Source organism: Enterobacter cloacae complex sp. P38RS (genome assembly GCF_014930775.1).
GTDB lineage: Bacteria > Pseudomonadota > Gammaproteobacteria > Enterobacterales > Enterobacteriaceae > Enterobacter > Enterobacter bugandensis.
In genome coordinates, this window is the sequence record NZ_JADBRS010000003.1 from 208967 (window position 1) to 226262 (window position 17296).

Annotated in this window: 17 protein-coding genes; 5 read left to right on the forward strand and 12 right to left on the reverse strand. The window is 56.5% G+C overall.

All coding sequences use genetic code 11. The annotated features are described in order from the left end of the window. Nucleotides 1–5: 5 nt before the first annotated feature. From IM303_RS06810 to rppH, 8 genes are all read right to left on the reverse strand, one after another. On the reverse strand, nt 6–329 hold the full coding sequence (locus tag IM303_RS06810; RefSeq protein WP_048999250.1) for a prepilin-type N-terminal cleavage/methylation domain-containing protein: 324 nt from the start codon (nt 327–329) through the stop codon (nt 6–8). Then, nucleotides 314–715 (reverse strand): DUF2509 family protein, encoded by a 402-nt coding sequence (locus IM303_RS06815; RefSeq protein ID WP_048999249.1) that lies wholly within the window; start codon nt 713–715, stop codon nt 314–316. Before IM303_RS06815 ends, IM303_RS06810 begins: the two co-directional genes overlap by 16 nt. Further along, nucleotides 712–1272, reverse strand: a complete 561-nt coding sequence (locus tag IM303_RS06820) for a prepilin peptidase-dependent protein (protein WP_048999248.1) — start codon at nt 1270–1272, stop codon at nt 712–714. The genes IM303_RS06815 and IM303_RS06820 overlap by 4 nt, the downstream gene beginning before the upstream one ends. After that, a complete protein-coding gene (locus IM303_RS06825) occupies nt 1263–1727 on the reverse strand; it encodes a prepilin peptidase-dependent protein (RefSeq protein ID WP_028014283.1) in 465 nt (154 codons plus the stop codon). Before IM303_RS06825 ends, IM303_RS06820 begins: the two co-directional genes overlap by 10 nt. 184 nt (nt 1728–1911) lie before the next feature. Continuing rightward, entirely contained in the window at nt 1912–2706 is a 795-nt protein-coding gene (gene thyA, locus IM303_RS06830; RefSeq protein WP_048999247.1) for a thymidylate synthase, read from the reverse strand. Nucleotides 2707–2712: 6 nt separating this feature from the next. Continuing rightward, the gene (lgt, locus tag IM303_RS06835; RefSeq protein ID WP_028014284.1) at nt 2713–3588 is read right to left on the reverse strand and encodes a prolipoprotein diacylglyceryl transferase; all 876 of its coding nucleotides are present in this window, start codon (nt 3586–3588) and stop codon (nt 2713–2715) included. 192 nt (nt 3589–3780) lie between these two features. After that, the gene (ptsP, locus tag IM303_RS06840; RefSeq protein WP_028014285.1) at nt 3781–6027 is read right to left on the reverse strand and encodes a phosphoenolpyruvate--protein phosphotransferase; all 2247 of its coding nucleotides are present in this window, start codon (nt 6025–6027) and stop codon (nt 3781–3783) included. Nucleotides 6028–6039: 12 nt separating this feature from the next. After that, nucleotides 6040–6570, reverse strand: coding sequence for an RNA pyrophosphohydrolase (rppH, locus tag IM303_RS06845; protein ID WP_045355585.1), 531 nt, complete (start codon nt 6568–6570; stop codon nt 6040–6042). Nucleotides 6571–7253: 683 nt separating this feature from the next. Here rppH and mutH point away from each other — a divergent pair. The 3 genes from mutH (at nt 7254) to IM303_RS06860 (ending at nt 9465) form a co-directional block, all read left to right on the forward strand. Next, on the forward strand, nt 7254–7946 hold the full coding sequence (mutH, locus tag IM303_RS06850; protein ID WP_048999246.1) for a DNA mismatch repair endonuclease MutH: 693 nt from the start codon (nt 7254–7256) through the stop codon (nt 7944–7946). Nucleotides 7947–8074: 128 nt separating this feature from the next. After that, nucleotides 8075–8293, forward strand: a complete 219-nt coding sequence (locus IM303_RS06855) for a YgdI/YgdR family lipoprotein (protein WP_014885085.1) — start codon at nt 8075–8077, stop codon at nt 8291–8293. Nucleotides 8294–8424: 131 nt separating this feature from the next. Further along, nucleotides 8425–9465 (forward strand): NADP(H)-dependent aldo-keto reductase, encoded by a 1041-nt coding sequence (locus IM303_RS06860; protein ID WP_048999245.1) that lies wholly within the window; start codon nt 8425–8427, stop codon nt 9463–9465. 45 nt (nt 9466–9510) lie between these two features. Here the strand turns inward: IM303_RS06860 and lplT are convergent, their stop codons facing one another. Together lplT and aas are read right to left on the reverse strand one after the other, a co-directional pair. Further along, nucleotides 9511–10704: a lysophospholipid transporter LplT gene (lplT, locus tag IM303_RS06865; protein ID WP_193359746.1), complete on the reverse strand. Its 1194-nt coding sequence runs from the start codon at nt 10702–10704 to the stop codon at nt 9511–9513. Then, nucleotides 10697–12856 carry a bifunctional acyl-ACP--phospholipid O-acyltransferase/long-chain-fatty-acid--ACP ligase gene (gene aas, locus IM303_RS06870; protein WP_193359747.1) on the reverse strand — a complete coding sequence of 720 codons (2160 nt, stop codon included), beginning with the start codon at nt 12854–12856 and terminating at the stop codon, nt 10697–10699. The genes lplT and aas overlap by 8 nt, the downstream gene beginning before the upstream one ends. A gap of 425 nt (nt 12857–13281) precedes the next feature. Here aas and galR point away from each other — a divergent pair, with 425 nt between their 5' ends. Further along, nucleotides 13282–14298 carry an HTH-type transcriptional regulator GalR gene (gene galR, locus IM303_RS06875; RefSeq protein ID WP_193359748.1) on the forward strand — a complete coding sequence of 339 codons (1017 nt, stop codon included), beginning with the start codon at nt 13282–13284 and terminating at the stop codon, nt 14296–14298. Here the strand turns inward: galR and IM303_RS06880 are convergent. Beyond that, a complete protein-coding gene (locus IM303_RS06880) occupies nt 14259–14744 on the reverse strand; it encodes a GNAT family N-acetyltransferase (RefSeq protein WP_041908378.1) in 486 nt (161 codons plus the stop codon). The genes galR and IM303_RS06880 overlap by 40 nt on opposite strands. Nucleotides 14745–14964: 220 nt before the next feature. Between IM303_RS06880 and IM303_RS06885 the strand changes: the two genes are divergently transcribed. Beyond that, a complete protein-coding gene (locus tag IM303_RS06885) occupies nt 14965–16002 on the forward strand; it encodes a LacI family DNA-binding transcriptional regulator (RefSeq protein WP_028014292.1) in 1038 nt (345 codons plus the stop codon). On the opposite strand, the gene lysA is transcribed toward IM303_RS06885, so the two are convergent. After that, nucleotides 15972–17234 (reverse strand): diaminopimelate decarboxylase, encoded by a 1263-nt coding sequence (lysA, locus tag IM303_RS06890; RefSeq protein WP_048999242.1) that lies wholly within the window; start codon nt 17232–17234, stop codon nt 15972–15974. The genes IM303_RS06885 and lysA overlap by 31 nt on opposite strands. Nucleotides 17235–17296: the final 62 nt, after the last annotated feature.

Sequence of the window (17296 nt, forward strand, 5' to 3'; positions counted from 1 at the left end):
CCCGACTACTGGCTAACCGGGCAATGCAGACGCGTTATTTCACCGCGTCGCCCCAGAGGAGAAATAAGTGTAACCGTGATGCTGACACATCCTGCGTGCGTTGTCTGCACCCGACTGACCTGCCAGCCTGCGGGCAGAACATTTGTTGAGAGCTGAGCCTGATTCCAGGCATGGTGCCAGAGCTGACGATACTGGTTAAACAGCGTAAACCGCGCCGCCAGCGCCCGATGATAGCCGGCCAGTGCCGTGACGATGATGACCAGCAGCATCATCGCCAGCAGGACCTCAACCATGCTAAATCCTTTTTCTTTGCTTACGGCAGCTGGCATAGCGAACGCTCCTTTAGCGGGCAAAAATCACTCCAGCCGTGAGGCGAAAAGCGAATATTACCGTCAATAATCTCTCCTGAACGCCAGAGCAGCAGGTCGTTGACTCCGGCAATCAGTAAAACAGTGGTCTCACTCAGCCGCCGCAAACACACTTGCCAGGCGGGTGCCTTTTTGCACTGGACTTCAGGAGCGGGTGACCAGCTCTGAACGCGCCCCCACTCAAGCGCTGACTGTACAGAAGCCTGCTGCTGCAGCGAACGGCTCTCACCGCCAACGAGCGCGCTGAACGTTGTCAGCTGCTGGTTAAGGCCGGTGAGGATCAGCGTACCAAGCACCAGTAAAAGTAGAACCAGCGCCAGCGAAGACATACCGCGTTGACGGTTCACAGGTTGTACCCCGTGACCGTATACAAAGCCTGATAAGGCTCTCCTTGATCGCCGTTGCGCAGGGCGGACAGTTCGATATTCAACTCCGGCGCAAACCCGGCGTGTGTTACTTTCCTCACCACAAAATGCGCGATGGCGAGCCTGTCCGGGTTCGTGAGCTTTTCCCATCCCTGACCTTCACACGAGGTTGCCCCACGAAGCGTTTCCAGCGCGCCCGATTCCAGACGAAAACCGGTGCTGTCGTTTTCTGATGCACTGCGATCCCAGCGACCGTTACTGTTGGCATCCCACCGAACAATGACGCAGCTGCCCTGCCTTGCGATCGCCAGCCCTTGCCCCTGGCAGTTCCCCGCACAGTAACCCGCACGCTGAAGCTGTTTGCCGAGAGCAAACAGGCGCTGCCAGACCTCTTCTTCCAGCTCTCTCTGGCCGGATTGCAGTAATACCGCCTGATGCAATCCGGGTAGAAAGCGCGATGCGCCAATCAACAACAGGCTACTGATGGCCGTAGCAATCAGAACTTCTGTCAGCGAGAAACCGCGTTGTCTCATCGACATGAACCTCCTTGTGAGACCTTACACATTCTGATGCGCCCTCCGTCTGAGACCAGGATAAGCCATTCTCCGGCACGGCTTTGCAGGCGTATCCGCCCTGCCCATGCCGTATCCCTTAACCCATAGAACCCTAATGAAGGTGTGACCTCGCTCACCGCGACCTCTGGCCAGAGTGGAATCAGAACAAAGGGGCTGCCCTTCTCACAGCCTTGTACGGCAGCGCTCACCAGACACTCCAGACCCCCAACCCGCAGCTGGGTTATGTGATGATCGCGGTTGTACCTGTTGGCATCATTTCGCAGAAACACCAGATAGTCGCGCACCTGGCCGGCGGTTTGCCACAGCCGCTGCTGCCGCTGCCAGCTGTCCCAGCCGTACAGACCTGAGGCGCTGAGTATGACAACCAGCGAGACTGCCACCAGCGTTTCGATAAGCGTAAAGCCGTTCTCTTTTTTCATGCGGGAAGTGTGGCGATTCGCCTTGGGCGTGGCGAGCGGTGAATAATGTTTTTACGAGGCGTTATCCGAAATATCAGGAGAGTTGCAGCGCGTTGCACGTTTTCTGGATAACGCCTCGGAAAACGAAATAAAGACGAAAAAAAACCGGCGCTAAACAGCACCGGTTATGTCACGCTTTACCGCATCAGATAGCGACAGGCGCTTTGATGCCAGGGTGCGGGTCGTAGCCCTCAATCTCAAAATCATCAAAGCGGTAATCGAAGATCGATTCCGGTTTGCGTTTGATAATCAGCTTCGGCAACGCGCGCGGTTCACGAGTGAGCTGAAGATGCGTCTGTTCCATATGATTGCTGTAAAGATGGGTGTCCCCACCTGTCCAGACGAAATCACCCACTTCCAGGTCGCACTGCTGCGCCATCATGTGGACTAACAGCGCATAGCTGGCAATGTTAAACGGCAGGCCGAGGAACACGTCACAGGAGCGCTGGTAGAGCTGGCAGGAGAGCTTGCCGTCTGCGACATAGAACTGGAAGAACGCATGGCACGGAGCCAGCGCCATTTTGTCCAGCTCGCCCACGTTCCAGGCGGAAACGATGATTCGGCGCGAGTCCGGATCGTTTTTCAGCTGGTTCATCACGGTGGTGATCTGGTCAATATGGCGGCCATCAGGCGTTGGCCATGCGCGCCACTGCTTGCCGTAAACCGGGCCCAGGTTGCCGTTTTGATCTGCCCATTCGTCCCAGATGGAGACGTTATTTTCGTGCAGATACGCAACGTTGGTGTCGCCTTGCAGGAACCAGAGCAGTTCATGAATGATCGAGCGCAGGTGGCAGCGCTTCGTCGTCACCAGAGGGAAGCCTTCTTGCAGATTGAAGCGCATCTGGTGGCCAAAAATGGAGAGCGTACCGGTACCGGTACGGTCGTTTTTCGGCGTGCCCTCATCGAGCACTTTTTTCATCAATTCAAGATACTGTTTCATGGTTCCTCAGGAAAGTTGTTGCTGTGGACGACGACGATACGCCCAAATCATCATAATGGCACCCGCGACAATCATCGGAATGGAGAGGATCTGCCCCATGCTGATGTACTGTACCCATTCGCCGGTAAACTGCGCATCCGGCTGGCGGAAGAATTCAACGATGATGCGGAACGCGCCATAGCCAATCAGGAACAGTCCGGAAACAGCTCCCATCGGGCGCGGCTTGCGAATAAACAGGTTGAGGATGATAAACAGCACCACGCCTTCCAGCGCCAGTTCATACAGCTGGGACATATGACGCGGCAGCACGCCGTAGGTATCGAAAATGGACTGCCACTCCGGGTGCGACGGCAGCAGCGCGATATCCTCCGCGCGGGAGCCCGGGAAGAGCATCGTGTACGGTACGCTTGGGTCAACGCGGCCCCACAGTTCACCGTTAATAAAGTTGCCCAGACGACCCGCCCCCAGACCAAACGGGATCAGCGGTGCGATAAAATCTGACACCTGGAAGAAGTTGCGTTTGGTGCGTTTGGCAAAAATCACCATCACCAGGATCACCCCAATCAGGCCGCCGTGGAAGGACATGCCGCCGTCCCAGACGCGGAACAGGTAGAGGGGATCGTTCAGGAACACCGGGAAGTTATAGAACAGTACATACCCAATACGGCCACCGAGGAACACGCCGAGGAAGCCCGCGTACAGCAGGTTTTCAACTTCGTTTTTGGTCCAGCCGCTGCCAGGACGGCTGGCGCGACGGCCCGCGAGCCACATGGCAAAAATAAAGCCCACCAGGTACATCAGACCGTACCAGTGAAGCGAAACAGGTCCTACTGAGAAAATGACCGGATCAAATTCCGGAAAATGCAGATAACCACTGTTCATCTGTCACCACAAGATGTTGTTATTCCGCTGAAAGTGGACAGCGGTAGACATGCGATTCTGCCTTAAGCAGAGGCTCCAAAGTTGCGAATCATAGCATAAGGCGGGCGCGGAGGATGCGCCAGAGATGTAAAAGATGTGTATAGGTTTTTGTGCGCACTGGCGCCCTCTCCACAAGGAGAGGACGAAAGACGATTAGCGACCACCGCGGATCAGGCCGCCCATACCGCGCCGTTCCATAAATGCCGCCACCTGGTGACGAACCTCTGCGGCCAGCTGCGCCTCAAGGCTGCGCTCAGCCAGCTCGCGGGCATCATTGATGTCGATATGCCGCAACAAATACTTCACGCGCGCTACTGCGCGGCCGTTCATTGACAGATGGCGATACCCCAGACCAATCAGGATCGCGACGCACATAGAGTCTCCGGCCATTTCACCGCACAGGCGGAGATCAATACCGTACTGTTCCGCCTCACGGGCAATCATCGCCAGCGCGCGAATGATCGCCGGGTGCAGGCTATCGTAGATACTGGCGACGCGGGTGTTGTTCCGGTCGACGGCCAGAATATATTGCGTCAGGTCGTTGGTACCGACAGAGATAAAATCAACGCGATTTGCCAGCTGCGGCAGCATAAAGACCATAGATGGCACTTCGAGCATGACGCCGATCCGTGGTTTCGGGATCGCATAGCCAATCATCTCTTCCACTTCACGACCAGCACGTTCGATCAGGCGCCGCGCTTCGTCGATTTCATCTATGCTGGTGACCATCGGCAGCAGGATACTGAGATTGCCCGTCGCGGCGTTGGCGCGCAGCATTGCGCGCACCTGGATCAGGAAGATCTCCGGCTGATCGAGCGTAATACGGATCCCGCGCCAGCCCAGACACGGGTTCTCTTCGCTGATGGGCATATACGGCAGCTGTTTATCCGCCCCGACATCCAGGGTTCGCAGGGTGACAGGCTTGTCGTTGAACATCTGTAACATCCCCTGATACTGCGCCACCTGCTCCTCTTCGGAGGGGAAACCGCTCTGCAGCATGAAGGGGATTTCAGTGCGGTATAAACCGATCCCGTCGATTCGGCTGCCAAGCTTCTCTTCGTGCTCGGGGCTTAAGCCGGCGTTGAGCATGACTTTGATCCGCTCTCCGCTTTTCAGCTGCGCGGGCAGGTTAACGTCATCTTCCGCCAGCTTGCTTAATTCATTCTCTTCGCTGATGAGACGCTGATATTCCTGGAGCAGAACCGGCTCAGGATCGACCAGCAGTTCACCGCGGTAACCATCAACCACCAGCGTGCGGCGGTGCAGCACCGAGGGCTGAATATCCGCCCCCATAACGGTAGGGATACCGAGCGCGCGCACCATAATGGCGGCATGGGAGTTCGCTGCACCATCACGTACGACAACCCCGGCGAGTCTGTCCTGCGGCAGCTCGGCCAGCGTTGTTGCTGAAAGTTCATCGGCCACCAGCACAAACCGTTTTGGCCAGGCATTCGGCCCCTGAATGGTATCATCGAGGTGGAACAGCAGGCGCTGTCCCAGCGCGCGGAGATCTCCCGCCCGCTCTTTCAGATAACCGTCGGTCAGGGCAGCGAACTGCTCGGCAAATTTTTCGATGACCTTTTTAACCGCCCACTCCGCGACTGCGCCTTTATCAACCTCAGCAAAAAGCTCACGGCGCAGACGCGCGTCGGAAAGCAGGTGCGAGTAGAGGTCGAAGATGGCCGCCGTCTCTTTTTGCGCACCAGCGGCAAAGCGCTTGCTGTAGCGACGGAACTCATTGGCCGCCTCTTCCAGCGCGGCGGTAAGACGCTCGCGCTCCAGCGCTTCATCAAGCGTAGAGGCTTCGTAGACCTGCTCCATCAACGGCAGCGTGGCGTCCATCCAGCCTTCCGCAATCGCCACCCCTGGCGATGCCGGAAGGGCGCGAATGCGCGTATGGCGGTACTGACCAAAGAGCGCAGCAAGCTGAGACTGAGAGAGGATCGCCGCCATCTGTGTCGCCAGCGTGACGAGGAAAGACTCTTCGCTTTCATCATACTGACGCAGCTCGCGCTGCTGGACGACCAGCACACCGAGTAGCTGACGACGCTGAATAATCGGCACACCCAGAAACGCGCGGAAGCGTTCTTCTTTTACGGAAGGGATGTATTTAAAGCTGGGGTGTTTTTGCGCGTCGGCAAGGTTGATAGGTTCAGCCAGCCGCCCAACCAGACCGACGATACCTTCATCAAATGCGAGCGTTACGGTGCGCCCCCGCGGCTTTTTCAAACCGCGGGTCGCCATCAGGTAATAGCAGCGCCGATCGTGGTCGGCCAGATACACCGAACAGACCTCGGTCTCCATCGCAAGACAGATGTCAGTGACCAAAATATTCAGCGCCTCGTTGAGGCGCGGAGCGCTGGCCACCTTCTCGACTATTTCTCGCAAGCGGGTGAGCATGATTTGCGTAGCTTAACCTCTTTTACGTCGCCAGGCAGGTGCGCTCTGCGGCTTAGGCGGGACCTCCTGAAGCTGCATCACCACACTTGCAAACTCTTTCATCACCCTACGGTAAACATCGCGCTTAAATGACACGACCTGACGAACAGGATACCAATAGCTCACCCAGCGCCAGCCATCGAACTCCGGCGTACTGCTGGTTTGCATATTGATGTCCGAATCGTTGCCCACCAACTGCAGAAGAAACCACTTCTGTTTCTGGCCGATACAAACCGGCTTTGTGTCCCAACGCACCAAACGTTTCGGTAACTTGTAACGCAACCAGTTGCGGGTCGAGGCAAGGATGCGAACATCTTTTCGGCTTAAACCGACCTCTTCAAAAAGCTCCCGGTACATCGCTTGTTCTGGGGACTCCCCCGGATTGATCCCGCCTTGCGGGAACTGCCAGGAGTGCTGACCATATCGACGGGCCCACATGACCTGGCCCTGACGATTACAAATTACTATTCCTACGTTCGGGCGGTAGCCATCGTCATCAATCACCGGACTACCCCAAACTAAACCTTATATATGAATGATTGTTTCACACTACAGTGAGGCGGTAAACCACTCTCTTACAGGCCTGCAACCTAATAACATTTGAATAACTCACAAATAAGCGCAGAGTTATAAACAGATGTGCGGTCTCAAGGGCAATTTTATTCACCTTTTCTGTGGATATAGTTGTGAAGAAGTGTCTGATTACCGATGAACAACCTGAAATGGCCTCTGCCCTCCCGTTTCTCACCTTCAACATAAAGCTATATTTTTCATGATTTTATATTCATATCGACAAACAAAATGCAGAATAGCGTGACGATCGTCACAGCAGGGATCGTCGTGCTGATGAAAGATCGAACAGCGTCGGTTTTATCCACAGATTGTGCCAATAAGTTAGGCACAATTTGTCTGAAATTTGGATTTTCGTCGCACGTCAAGGCTGTAAATTGAAACAGTAGTCAGGGTTATGCCCAGTTATCCCATTTTTCTGTGGATAACATGGTGTAAGATCCTGTTTATTGTCAGTGACCAGATTTGAACAACCCGTTTTGCGTCCCTGATGAAACCGTGAAAAATTCATAAAAAAACTTATAAATCATGCACATGGAATATTGGCACAGAAAAAGTTAAACTCTATCCACAGGGGACTGTTTCTTCGTTTATTTTTTAATCAAAAGGTTATCGTCATGCATCCGCTTTCACCCTTGCTCTCACCGCCTTCGAGCGAAAGCCAGTTGCTACATCAGGCTCAGCGCCTTGCAGGCTTCTCGCTGGGCGAACTGGCGGCGATGGCAGGGCTACAGATCCCGAAGGATCTGAAACGAGATAAGGGCTGGATCGGCATGCTTCTGGAGCTGTGGCTGGGGGCAAGCGCCGGGAGCAAGCCAGAGCAAGATTTCGCGGCCCTTGGCGTAGAGTTAAAAACCATTCCTATCGACCGCCAGGGTCGGCCCCTGGAGACTACCTTTGTCTGCGTTGCGCCCTTAACCGGCAATACCGGCGTAACGTGGGAAACCAGCCACGTGCGCCATAAGCTGAATCGCGTGCTTTGGGTTCCGGTTGAAGGCGAACGGCAGATCCCGTTAGCTGAACGCCGCGTTGGCGCGCCGCTGCTCTGGAGCCCGGATGAAGAAGAGGAGCATCAGTTGCGCCTGGACTGGGAGGAACTGATGGACATGATTGTGCTCGGTCAGGTCGAGCGAATTACCGCCCGGCACGGAGAAGTGTTACAGCTGCGCCCGAAAGCGGCAAACAGCAAAGCGCTTACCGAGGCGATCGGCGCGATGGGCGAACCCATACTGACGCTGCCGCGCGGTTTTTATCTCAAAAAAAATTTCACCGGCGCGCTGCTTGCTCGTCATTTCTTACTTAAAACATAGTTTTTTACTTATTTTGCGAGCTCACAAACATAATCGCCTGGTTTTTAAGATTTTACCGCTTCACCCTGTAGCTATAACGGGTTAATACTACACTATGATTTGATACGAGCCAGATGAGGACGATAACGATGAAAAAATGGGCGGTGTTAATTTCAGCAGTCGGGTTGGCGTTTGCCGTTTCGGGCTGTAGCAGCGATTACGTCATGGCGACGAAAGACGGCCGGATGATCCTGACTGACGGTAAACCTGAAGTCGACGATGATACCGGTCTGGTCAGCTACCACGACCAGGCAGGCAATAAAATGCAGATCAATCGCGACGAAGTCTCGCAAATTATTGAGCGATAACAGTCGGAGGTCAGTAGCCTACTGGCCTTTTTGATTTTTTTCTTCCCCTTTTGCTTCCCCTCTGCCATGTTTATATTCCTTTGTCGGGAGGTTCCTGACGCGCTCTACATGTCTATTGAAGGAAGCCGGCTATGCATTATCACCGTATCCCCCACAGCGCTCTGGAGATAAGTCAATTGGGGTTGGGCACGATGACATTTGGTGAACAAAACAGCGAAGCCGATGCCCATGCACAACTCGATTATGCCGTCAGCCAGGGGATTAACCTGATTGATGTCGCAGAGATGTACCCTGTGCCTCCACGCCCTGAAACGCAGGGACTTACCGAAACCTACGTCGGTAACTGGCTGGCAAAACGCGGTAACCGTGAAAAGCTGGTTATTGCCTCGAAAGTCAGTGGCCCCGCGCGAAACAACGATGCCGGGATCCGCCCAAACCAGATCCTCGATCGCAAAAATATCCGCGCCGCGCTGGACGCGAGCCTGAAGCGCCTGCAAACCGACTATCTCGACCTTTACCAGGTCCACTGGCCGCAGCGTCCAACCAACTGTTTTGGCAAGCTCGGCTACAGCTGGAATGAGAGCGCCCCCGCCGTTACGCTGCTGGAAACGCTGGAGGCGCTGACCGAATGCCAGCGCGCGGGAAAAATCCGCTACATTGGCGTGTCCAACGAAACGGCCTTTGGCGTAATGCGCTATCTGCACCTGGCGGATAAACACGATCTGCCGCGCATCGTCACCATCCAGAACCCGTACAGCCTGCTTAACCGCAGCTACGAGGTGGGGCTGGCTGAAGTGACGCAATATGAGGAAGTGGAACTGCTCGCCTATTCATGCCTCGGTTTCGGCACCCTGACGGGGAAATACCTGAACGGTGCGAAACCGGCCGGGGCGCGTAATACCCTCTTTAGCCGCTTTACCCGCTACAGCGGCAAGCAGACGCAAAAAGCCGTTGCTGCCTATGTGGATATCGCGAAGCGCCACGGCCTGGATCCGGCGCAGATGGCGCTGGCCTTCGTGCGCCGTCAGCCGTTTGTTGCCAGTACCCTGCTTGGCGCGACGACTATGGAACAGCTGAAAACTAACATTGAGAGTTTCCATCTGAACCTGAGTGAAGAGGTGTTAGCCGAGATTGAAGCGGTCCATCAGGTTTATACCTATCCTGCGCCGTAGCTGATGCTTTTGCCGGGTAAGGCGAAGCCGCCACCCGGCTACTTATTAACGGCGACGCTGCCAGATCCACAATCCCGCAATCGCCGCCGCGAACAGCCCACCAAATCCGACGCCAATCGCCACCACCGGGACACCCACTTTTACCGCCAGCGAGTAGAGCCCCAGCATTAACAGCATGGCCAGGTTTTCACCGAGATTTTGAACCGCAATGGCATTCCCCGCCCCGACGGTCTGCTTGCCACGCTCCTGGAGTAACGCATTCAGCGGTACCACGAAGAAGCCCCCCAGAATACCAATCAGGATCAGCAGAGCATAAGCGGGCAATAACGCATGTTGCAGCGAGAAAATAAGCACCACGAGGCCAATCAGGATCCCCGCTGGCATGCAGCGTGCAACCGTTTCAAGCGTCACCAGCTTCGCCGCCGCGCCCGCCCCAGCCACAATCCCGATCGCCACCATCGCATTCAGATAGGTCGGCGTCGCGTTGTCGGTGATCCCCAGCGCCACCGGTACCCACAGAACCAGCAGGAAGCGCAGCGTAACGCCCGCGCCCCAGAACATACTGGTCCCCATCAGGGAGAAACGCGTTTCACCGTTACGCCACAGCACGCGGCAGGCGGTAAAGAAACTGCCGGTCATTGGTTTAAAGCGCCAGGACTGGCCCGGGCGAGCCACCGGCAGCTTCGGAATAAACAGGTTAGCCACGACCGCCCCACCATACACCACTGCACACACGCCCAGGGCCACCAGAACATGCCAGTCGGCCAGCACGCCACCCGCGACGGAGCCGAGGAGGATAGCGGCAATGGTTGACGACTCCATCAGGCCATTGGCTTTGACCAGCTTATCCCCCGTGGTCAGCTCTCCGAGGATGCCGTACTTCGCCGGGGAGTAGGCGGCGGCGCCAATGCCCACCAGCGTGTAGCCAATAAACGGGTTGAAGCCAAAGCAAATACTGGCAGCGCCCAGCAGCTTGAGACCGTTGGCAAACATCATCACCCGGCCTTTCGGGAAGCTGTCCGCCACCTGTCCCACGAAGGGAGCAAATATAATGTAAGCGCCCACAAACACCATCTGCAGGATCGGCTGACTCCAGTCGGGGTAAAACTCGGCTTTCAGCAGCGCCAGCGTGGCAAACAGCAGCGCGTTATCACCGAACGCAGAGAGAAACTGCGCGGCGATGACGGCCATCATGCCTTTCGACGTGAGGGAGGTGTTAGTGTGTACTGACTCACGCATTTTGCTGTTCCGCCTCTTCAATCATACCTTTCAGGGTCACGAAATCGGGCTTCCCGCTTCCCAGTACCGGAAGCTGCTTCAGGTGGCGAATATCGCGCGGCACGGCCAGTTCAGGAATACCGTGTTCACGCGCATAGCTCAGTAACCTGTCGCGCTTAAGCTCTGCGTCAGTGGTAAACAGCACCAGCGCCTCGCCTTTGCTGGCATCGCTCTTTACGACCGTGGCGTGCATCTTCTCGGCGGACACGGCCGTCGCCAGTTGTTCCACCATTTCCAGCGAGACCATTTCACCGGCGATTTTGGCGAAGCGTTTCGCGCGTCCCTGTATCTGAACAAAGCCCTGTTCATCGAAACGGACGATATCACCGGTGTCGTACCAGCCGGTTTCAATCTCGCCGTTGACGTTTTCCGCCGTCGGCGCTTCCAGCACGCCCGGGTTTTCCACGCGCAGATACCCGTTCATCACGTTTGGTCCTTTTAACTGCAGACGTCCCCCGTCCTCAATGCCCGGCACGGCCAGCAGACGCGCGTCCATCCCCGGCAGAATTCGGCCAACCGTACCCGGTTTCGCCGCCATCGGCACGTTAATCGAGACCACGGGCGCACACTCGGTAACGCCATAGCCTTCGAGGATGCGCAGGCCAAACTTGTCCTGCCAGATCTGGCGCGTGCTCTCCTGCAGCTTTTCCGCACCGGCCACCACATACCGCACGCGATAGAAGTCATACGGATTGGCGAAACGCGCGTAGTTGCCGAGGAACGTTGAGGTCCCGAACAGCACGGTGCAGTTACGGTCATACACCAGCTCCGGCACGATGCGGTAGTGCAGCGGGCTCGGGTAGAGGAACACTTCTGCGCCGGTCAGGAGCGGCGTGAACAGCCCCACCGTCAGGCCAAAGGAGTGGAACAGCGGCAGCGCCGACATAAAGCGGTCATTCGCAGTAAAGTCGGCGATGCTTTTAATCTGCTCAACGTTCGCCAGAATGCTCTTGTGGCTGTGGACGACGCCTTTTGGGTTGCCCTCCGATCCCGACGTGAAGAGGATAATCGCGTCATCTTCCGGCTGCTGCTTGACCTGGGCCAGACGCGGCATCAGCAGATGCGCAAAAATCCACAGCTTGTCGCCGGTGGTCACGTCCGCTTTCAGATCCTCGAGGAAGACCCAGCGCACCTGAGTAAGCTGCTCGGGAAGATGCCAGAGCTTGCCTTTGTCAAGGAACTGGCGGGAGGTAAAAACGGTATTAATCTGCGCGGCAGTAATGGCGCTGGTCAGCCCCTTCACGCCCGCCGTGTAGTTCATCATCGCCGGAATACGGCCCCGGGAAACCGCGCCAAAAATCACCGCCGCGCTGATGCCCGCGTTAGGCAGCATCAGGCCTATCTTTTCGCCCTTTTTGCTGTACTTCTCCAGAATACGGCCCACAAACAGGGTTTTGGTCAGCAGTTTGCGATAGGTATCCGGAGTAAAGTTGATGTCTTCAATGCAGTTTTTCTTCGCGCCATAGCGGTACTGCGCGGAAAGCAGGGATTCGTACAGCGTTTCGCGCGGGCGCACGGCCATACGCGCTTCCATCATAATCTGATGCAGCATTTCCCCGGCGATTTTACGGCGATCGCGGGCACGCGGCGCGTCGGGCATCGCTAACGACGTTGGCGGCAGGATATGCAGCGTAATTTTGGGGAACAGGCGCTGCTTCACCAGTCCCTTGAGACGGCTGAAATGAGTAAGCTCCGCGCCTTCAATACGCAGCGGCACCACGGTCGCTTTTGACTTCGCCGCGACAAATCCCGCGCCGTCGTAGATTTTCATCAGTGAACCGGTCACGGAGATTCGTCCTTCCGGGAAAATGACCACCGGACGCCCCTGCTCGACCAGACGTACAAGATGCTTAATCATCATCGGCTTTGTCGGGTCGAGCGGTACAAAATCAATCAGCGGCGTGAGCCAGCGCATGTACCACTGCTGGCTGATGGAGGTATACACCGCAAACACCGGGCGCACGGGCAAAAACAGCGCCAGCAGGATGCCGTCTATAAAGGAAACATGGTTTGGTGTGATGAGCACGCGTTCGCCGCGAAGCGCCCGGGCATCGCCGGTGATGCGGATGCGAAACAGAATACGGAAAAGCGTACGGAAGAACCCAAATAGCATCTCAACTCCCTTTGCCAGCCAGTGTGGAGGGTCGATAGTAAATGGTGGCAGATTACACGAGAAGTGGTAAGGGAGCGACAGCAAAAGTGGAGGCGAAAAAAAACCTGCGCATCCGCGCAGGTTGGTGCAAGAGATGAGTACGAATCCGTACTAAGAATTCTCACCAATCAATACCTCTGGGATCTCAACTGTATCAACCTCCTTAACGCCCTTGCTATCGGACAATCGCAACAGCCTGAGGCAAAGTGTAACTAAAGGTTCAGATTCACATTTTTCTGACATGACTGGGCGTGTAACGATTACACCACCAGGGGTGTGCTGCGTCACGTTTGTGGAGAGCGGAAACCCGCCCCCCTTGAATGCACGGCGCTTTTCCGCAACACTATTTGGTGTGTAAACGCTTACCCCCAATAAGAAGGTAATGAATGGCGACAATAAAGGATGTGGCCCGTCTGGCAGGCGTGTCGGTGGCAACCGTCTCGCGCGTGATTAATGATTCACCTAAAGCCAGTGACGCATCACGTCAGGCGGTACAAAGCGCCATGGAATCCCTGAATTATCATCCTAATGCCAATGCCCGGGCGCTCGCCCAGCAGTCCACAGAAACGATTGGGCTGGTGGTGGGCGATGTTTCTGACCCCTTTTTCGGCGCTATGGTGAAGGCCGTTGAACAGGTTTCTTATCAGACAGGCAATTTTTTGCTGATCGGCAATGGCTATCATAACGAACAAAAAGAACGCCAGGCCATCGAGCAGCTGATCCGCCACCGCTGCGCTGCACTGGTGGTACACGCCAAAATGATCCCGGATGCCGAGCTAATTCACCTGATGAAGCAAATGCCCGGCATGGTGATTATCAACCGTATTATCCCCGGCTTTGAAAAACGCTGTGTAGCCCTCGACGACCGCTACGGCGCCTGGCTTGCGACCCGTCATCTGATTCAACAGGGTCATACCCGGATTGGCTATCTCTGCTCCAATCACCCCATTTCTGATGCGGAAGACCGCCTGCAGGGCTACTACGACGCCCTGCGCGAAAACGGTCTGCCGTGCAATGACCGTCTGGTGGCCTACGGTGAACCGGATGAGAGCGGCGGCGAACAGGCCATGACGGAGCTGCTGGGTCGCGGACGGAATTTCACCGCGGTCGCCAGCTATAACGATTCGATGGCCGCCGGGGCAATGGGCGTCATGAATGACAACGGGATCGAGGTGCCGGCGGAAATCTCGCTAATTGGCTTCGACGATGTTTTGGTCTCCCGGTACGTGCGCCCGCGCCTGACCACCGTACGCTACCCCATCATCACGATGGCCACCCAGGCCGCAGAGCTGGCGCTGGCGCTGGCCGAACAACGCCAGCCGCCGGAGATTACCCATCTCTTCAGCCCAACGTTAGTGCGCCGTCACTCCGTTGCTGCGCCCGCTGACGCGCAGAGCGAATAGCGATACAGGTGTACCGTTTTATCCGGATACTCCAGCCCATCGCCAATATACTGCCAGCCGTAACGTTCATAGAAGTCGCGGCAGGCAGACCAGAGATGAAGTTCCTCGTACCCGGCCCGTGCGGCGAAGCGTATAACATGCTGCTGTAACTTTCCTGCCAGCCCCTTGCCGCGCGCCGCGTCGTCAACGTAGAGCGCCGCCAGCCACGGACAGAGATCCTGACGGGTAATCAAATCACAGCGCCAGAGTCCCACCGTCCCGAGAAGCCGTTCATCCTCTACGGCGATAAAGGTCAGCGGCAGGGCACCCGGCGTCTGGCTGTGCTCGACGATGCTATGGAAAAAATCCCGCGCAAGCCCCTCGCCAAAGGCCTGCCAGAGCCAGTCGGTGACCTGCTCCGCATAGCGCGGTGCCTCGTAAAGCGGGAGAATGACGGTCTTTTTCACGTTTCACCTGCGTTTTTAATGAATATGCTGGCCTGACGCCTCCAGCCCGGTTTGGCGATTATTTTACCAGAGTCAGACTATTTAGTTTTACTTCCGGCAGGCCAGGCGAATCGTGACCAAAAAGCGTGATCGTGGCAGAAGTTTTGCGCTTCCCGCATCGCTTATACGCTGTCAGGTCTGTGTTAAACTGCAAACCATTACGTGGAAGCAGGAATGTAGAATGGCAACAATGCTGGATGTCTCACTGCGCGCGGGCGTGTCGAAGGCTACCGTCTCGCGCGTGCTGAACGGCACAGGTCAGGTTAAAGAGAGCACGCGTCAGCAGGTCTTTGCTGCGATGGAAGAGCTGGGCTACCGCCCAAACTTTCTCGCGCGTTCGCTGGCTAACCAGACCAGCAACAGCATTGGTCTGGTCGTCTCTACCTTCGACGGCTTTTACTTTGGTCGTCTTTTGCAGCAGGCGTCGCGGCAGACCGAAACCCACGGGAAACAGCTGATCGTCACCGACGGTCACGACGCGCCAGAGCAGGAAGAGCAGGCGGTGCAAATGCTGGCCGACCGCCAGTGCGATGCCATCGTGCTTTACACGCGCTATATGAGCGAAAAAGCGATCATCAAGCTGATTAATACCGTGCAAACGCCGCTGGTGGTCATCAACCGTGAAGTCAGCCAGGCACCGGAGCGCTGCGTGTTCTTCGAACAACAGGATGCCGCGTTTAAGGCGGTGGATTACCTGATCAATCAGGGCCACCGGGAGATCGCCTGCATTACCGTTCCGATCCACACCCCCACGGGTAAAGCGCGGCTGATGGGCTACCGTAAGGCGCTGGAAAAGCACGGCATTCGTCTGGACGAGCGTCGAATAAAGTACGGTGATGCGGGAATGACGCGGGGCTATGAGCTGTGTAAGGAGCTGATTGCTGAAGGGGTGTCGTTCAGCGCGCTGTTTGCCTGTAACGATGATATGGCGCTGGGCGCGTCCAAAGCGCTGCATCAGGCAGGGCTTAAGATCCCGCAGGATATCTCCCTGTTCGGCTTTGACGATGCCCCAAGCGCAAAGTGGCTGGAGCCTGCGCTGTCATCGGTTTATCTGCCGATAGATAACATGATCGTCACGGCTATCGATCAGGCGATCCGGCTGGCGAAGAACCAGCCGGTCGATGCGATCCCGCCGTTTACCGGCACGCTGGTATTACGCGATTCGGTCACAACGGGGCCGTACTTTAATCAAACGAGTTCCAGCGCCAGCAGTTCCTGAATGGTCTGGCGACGACGGATCAACCGCGCCTTGCCGTTATCAAACAGCACTTCCGGCAGCAGCGGACGGCTGTTGTAGTTCGAGGACATAGACGCCCCGTACGCCCCGGTGTCGTGCAGCACCAGGTAATCGCCCGGCTTCACCTCGGGCAGCGCACGGGTTTCAACTTTGCCACCTTCCTGCTGGGTAAACACATCACCGGATTCACACAGCGGGCCTGCGACAACCGTCTCGCGGCGCGGCGCGTGCGTTAAATCGCGGCCATCGGCAGCCAGGGCGGTAATGTGATGGTAGCTGCCGTACATGGACGGACGCATCAGGTCGTTAAAGCCCGCATCAATCAGCACGAAGTGGCGGGAGCCCATCTCTTTGACGCTGCGTACCTGCGCCACCAGCACGCCGGCTTCGGCTACCAGGAAACGACCCGGCTCAATTTCCAGCTTCACGGCATGGCCCAGATGCGCGGCAATTTGATCGCGCGCGGCGCTCCACAGGCCGTAATAGTGATCGGTGTCGATCGCTTCTTCCCCTTCACGATAAGGAATGGAAAGACCGCCACCGGCGGAGATCGCCTCCAGATCCTGACCGAAGTCGACAACCTGGCGCACCATCGCCCCGCACACCTGCTCCAGGTGCCCGTAATCGACGCCGGAGCCAATGTGCATATGAATACCGACCAGCTTCAGGCTGTAGCGCTGCAGTACTTCAAGCGCGGCAGGCATATCGGCATACCAGATCCCGTGCTTGCTGTTTTCGCCCCCGGTGTTGGTTTTTTGGCTATGGCCATGTCCAAAGCCCGGGTTGACGCGCAGCCAGACGCGATGGCCGGGTGAAACCTGCCCAAGCTGCTCCAGCATATCCACAGAACCGGCGTTCACCGGCACCTGCAGTTCATGCACGCGCGCAAGCGTGGCGTCGTCGATCACATCCGCGGTAAAGACGATCGCGTCAGGATCGGTTTTCGGATCAAAGCCTGCCGTCAGCGCACGCTCGATTTCACCCAGCGACACGGAGTCAACCTTCACGCCCTGCTCGCGCATCAGGCGCAGAATATGAATATTGGAGCAGGCCTTCTGGGCAAAACGCACCACGTCAAACTGATGCAGGGCGGCGATCTTCTCGCGAACGATATGCGCGTCGTAGACCCATACCGGGCAGCCAAACTCGGCGGGCAGGCGCAGCAGGTTTTCAGCGTTCAAATCGGTATCCGTCTGGTTGAGCGGGCGTGGCATGGTCTTCTCCGGTTCAATTCATTTTTAATGATTACGCCACAGCGGAAGCAGAATAAAAAATA

Bases quoted from the DNA above. Each gene is read 5' to 3' on its own strand.
- IM303_RS06810 (WP_048999250.1), bottom strand. From the start codon at position 329: ATGCCAGCTGCCGTAAGCAAAGAAAAAGGATTTAGCATGGTTGAGGTC.
- IM303_RS06820 (WP_048999248.1), bottom strand. From the start codon at position 1,272: ATGTCGATGAGACAACGCGGTTTCTCGCTGACAGAAGTTCTGATTGCT.
- IM303_RS06825 (WP_028014283.1), bottom strand. From the start codon at position 1,727: ATGAAAAAAGAGAACGGCTTTACGCTTATCGAAACGCTGGTGGCAGTC.
- thyA (WP_048999247.1), bottom strand. From the start codon at position 2,706: ATGAAACAGTATCTTGAATTGATGAAAAAAGTGCTCGATGAGGGCACG.
- lgt (WP_028014284.1), bottom strand. From the start codon at position 3,588: ATGAACAGTGGTTATCTGCATTTTCCGGAATTTGATCCGGTCATTTTC.
- ptsP (WP_028014285.1), bottom strand. From the start codon at position 6,027: ATGCTCACCCGCTTGCGAGAAATAGTCGAGAAGGTGGCCAGCGCTCCG.
- mutH (WP_048999246.1), top strand. From the start codon at position 7,254: ATGCATCCGCTTTCACCCTTGCTCTCACCGCCTTCGAGCGAAAGCCAG.
- IM303_RS06855 (WP_014885085.1), top strand. From the start codon at position 8,075: ATGAAAAAATGGGCGGTGTTAATTTCAGCAGTCGGGTTGGCGTTTGCC.
- IM303_RS06860 (WP_048999245.1), top strand. From the start codon at position 8,425: ATGCATTATCACCGTATCCCCCACAGCGCTCTGGAGATAAGTCAATTG.
- lplT (WP_193359746.1), bottom strand. From the start codon at position 10,704: ATGCGTGAGTCAGTACACACTAACACCTCCCTCACGTCGAAAGGCATG.
- aas (WP_193359747.1), bottom strand. From the start codon at position 12,856: ATGCTATTTGGGTTCTTCCGTACGCTTTTCCGTATTCTGTTTCGCATC.
- galR (WP_193359748.1), top strand. From the start codon at position 13,282: ATGGCGACAATAAAGGATGTGGCCCGTCTGGCAGGCGTGTCGGTGGCA.
- IM303_RS06885 (WP_028014292.1), top strand. From the start codon at position 14,965: ATGGCAACAATGCTGGATGTCTCACTGCGCGCGGGCGTGTCGAAGGCT.
- lysA (WP_048999242.1), bottom strand. From the start codon at position 17,234: ATGCCACGCCCGCTCAACCAGACGGATACCGATTTGAACGCTGAAAAC.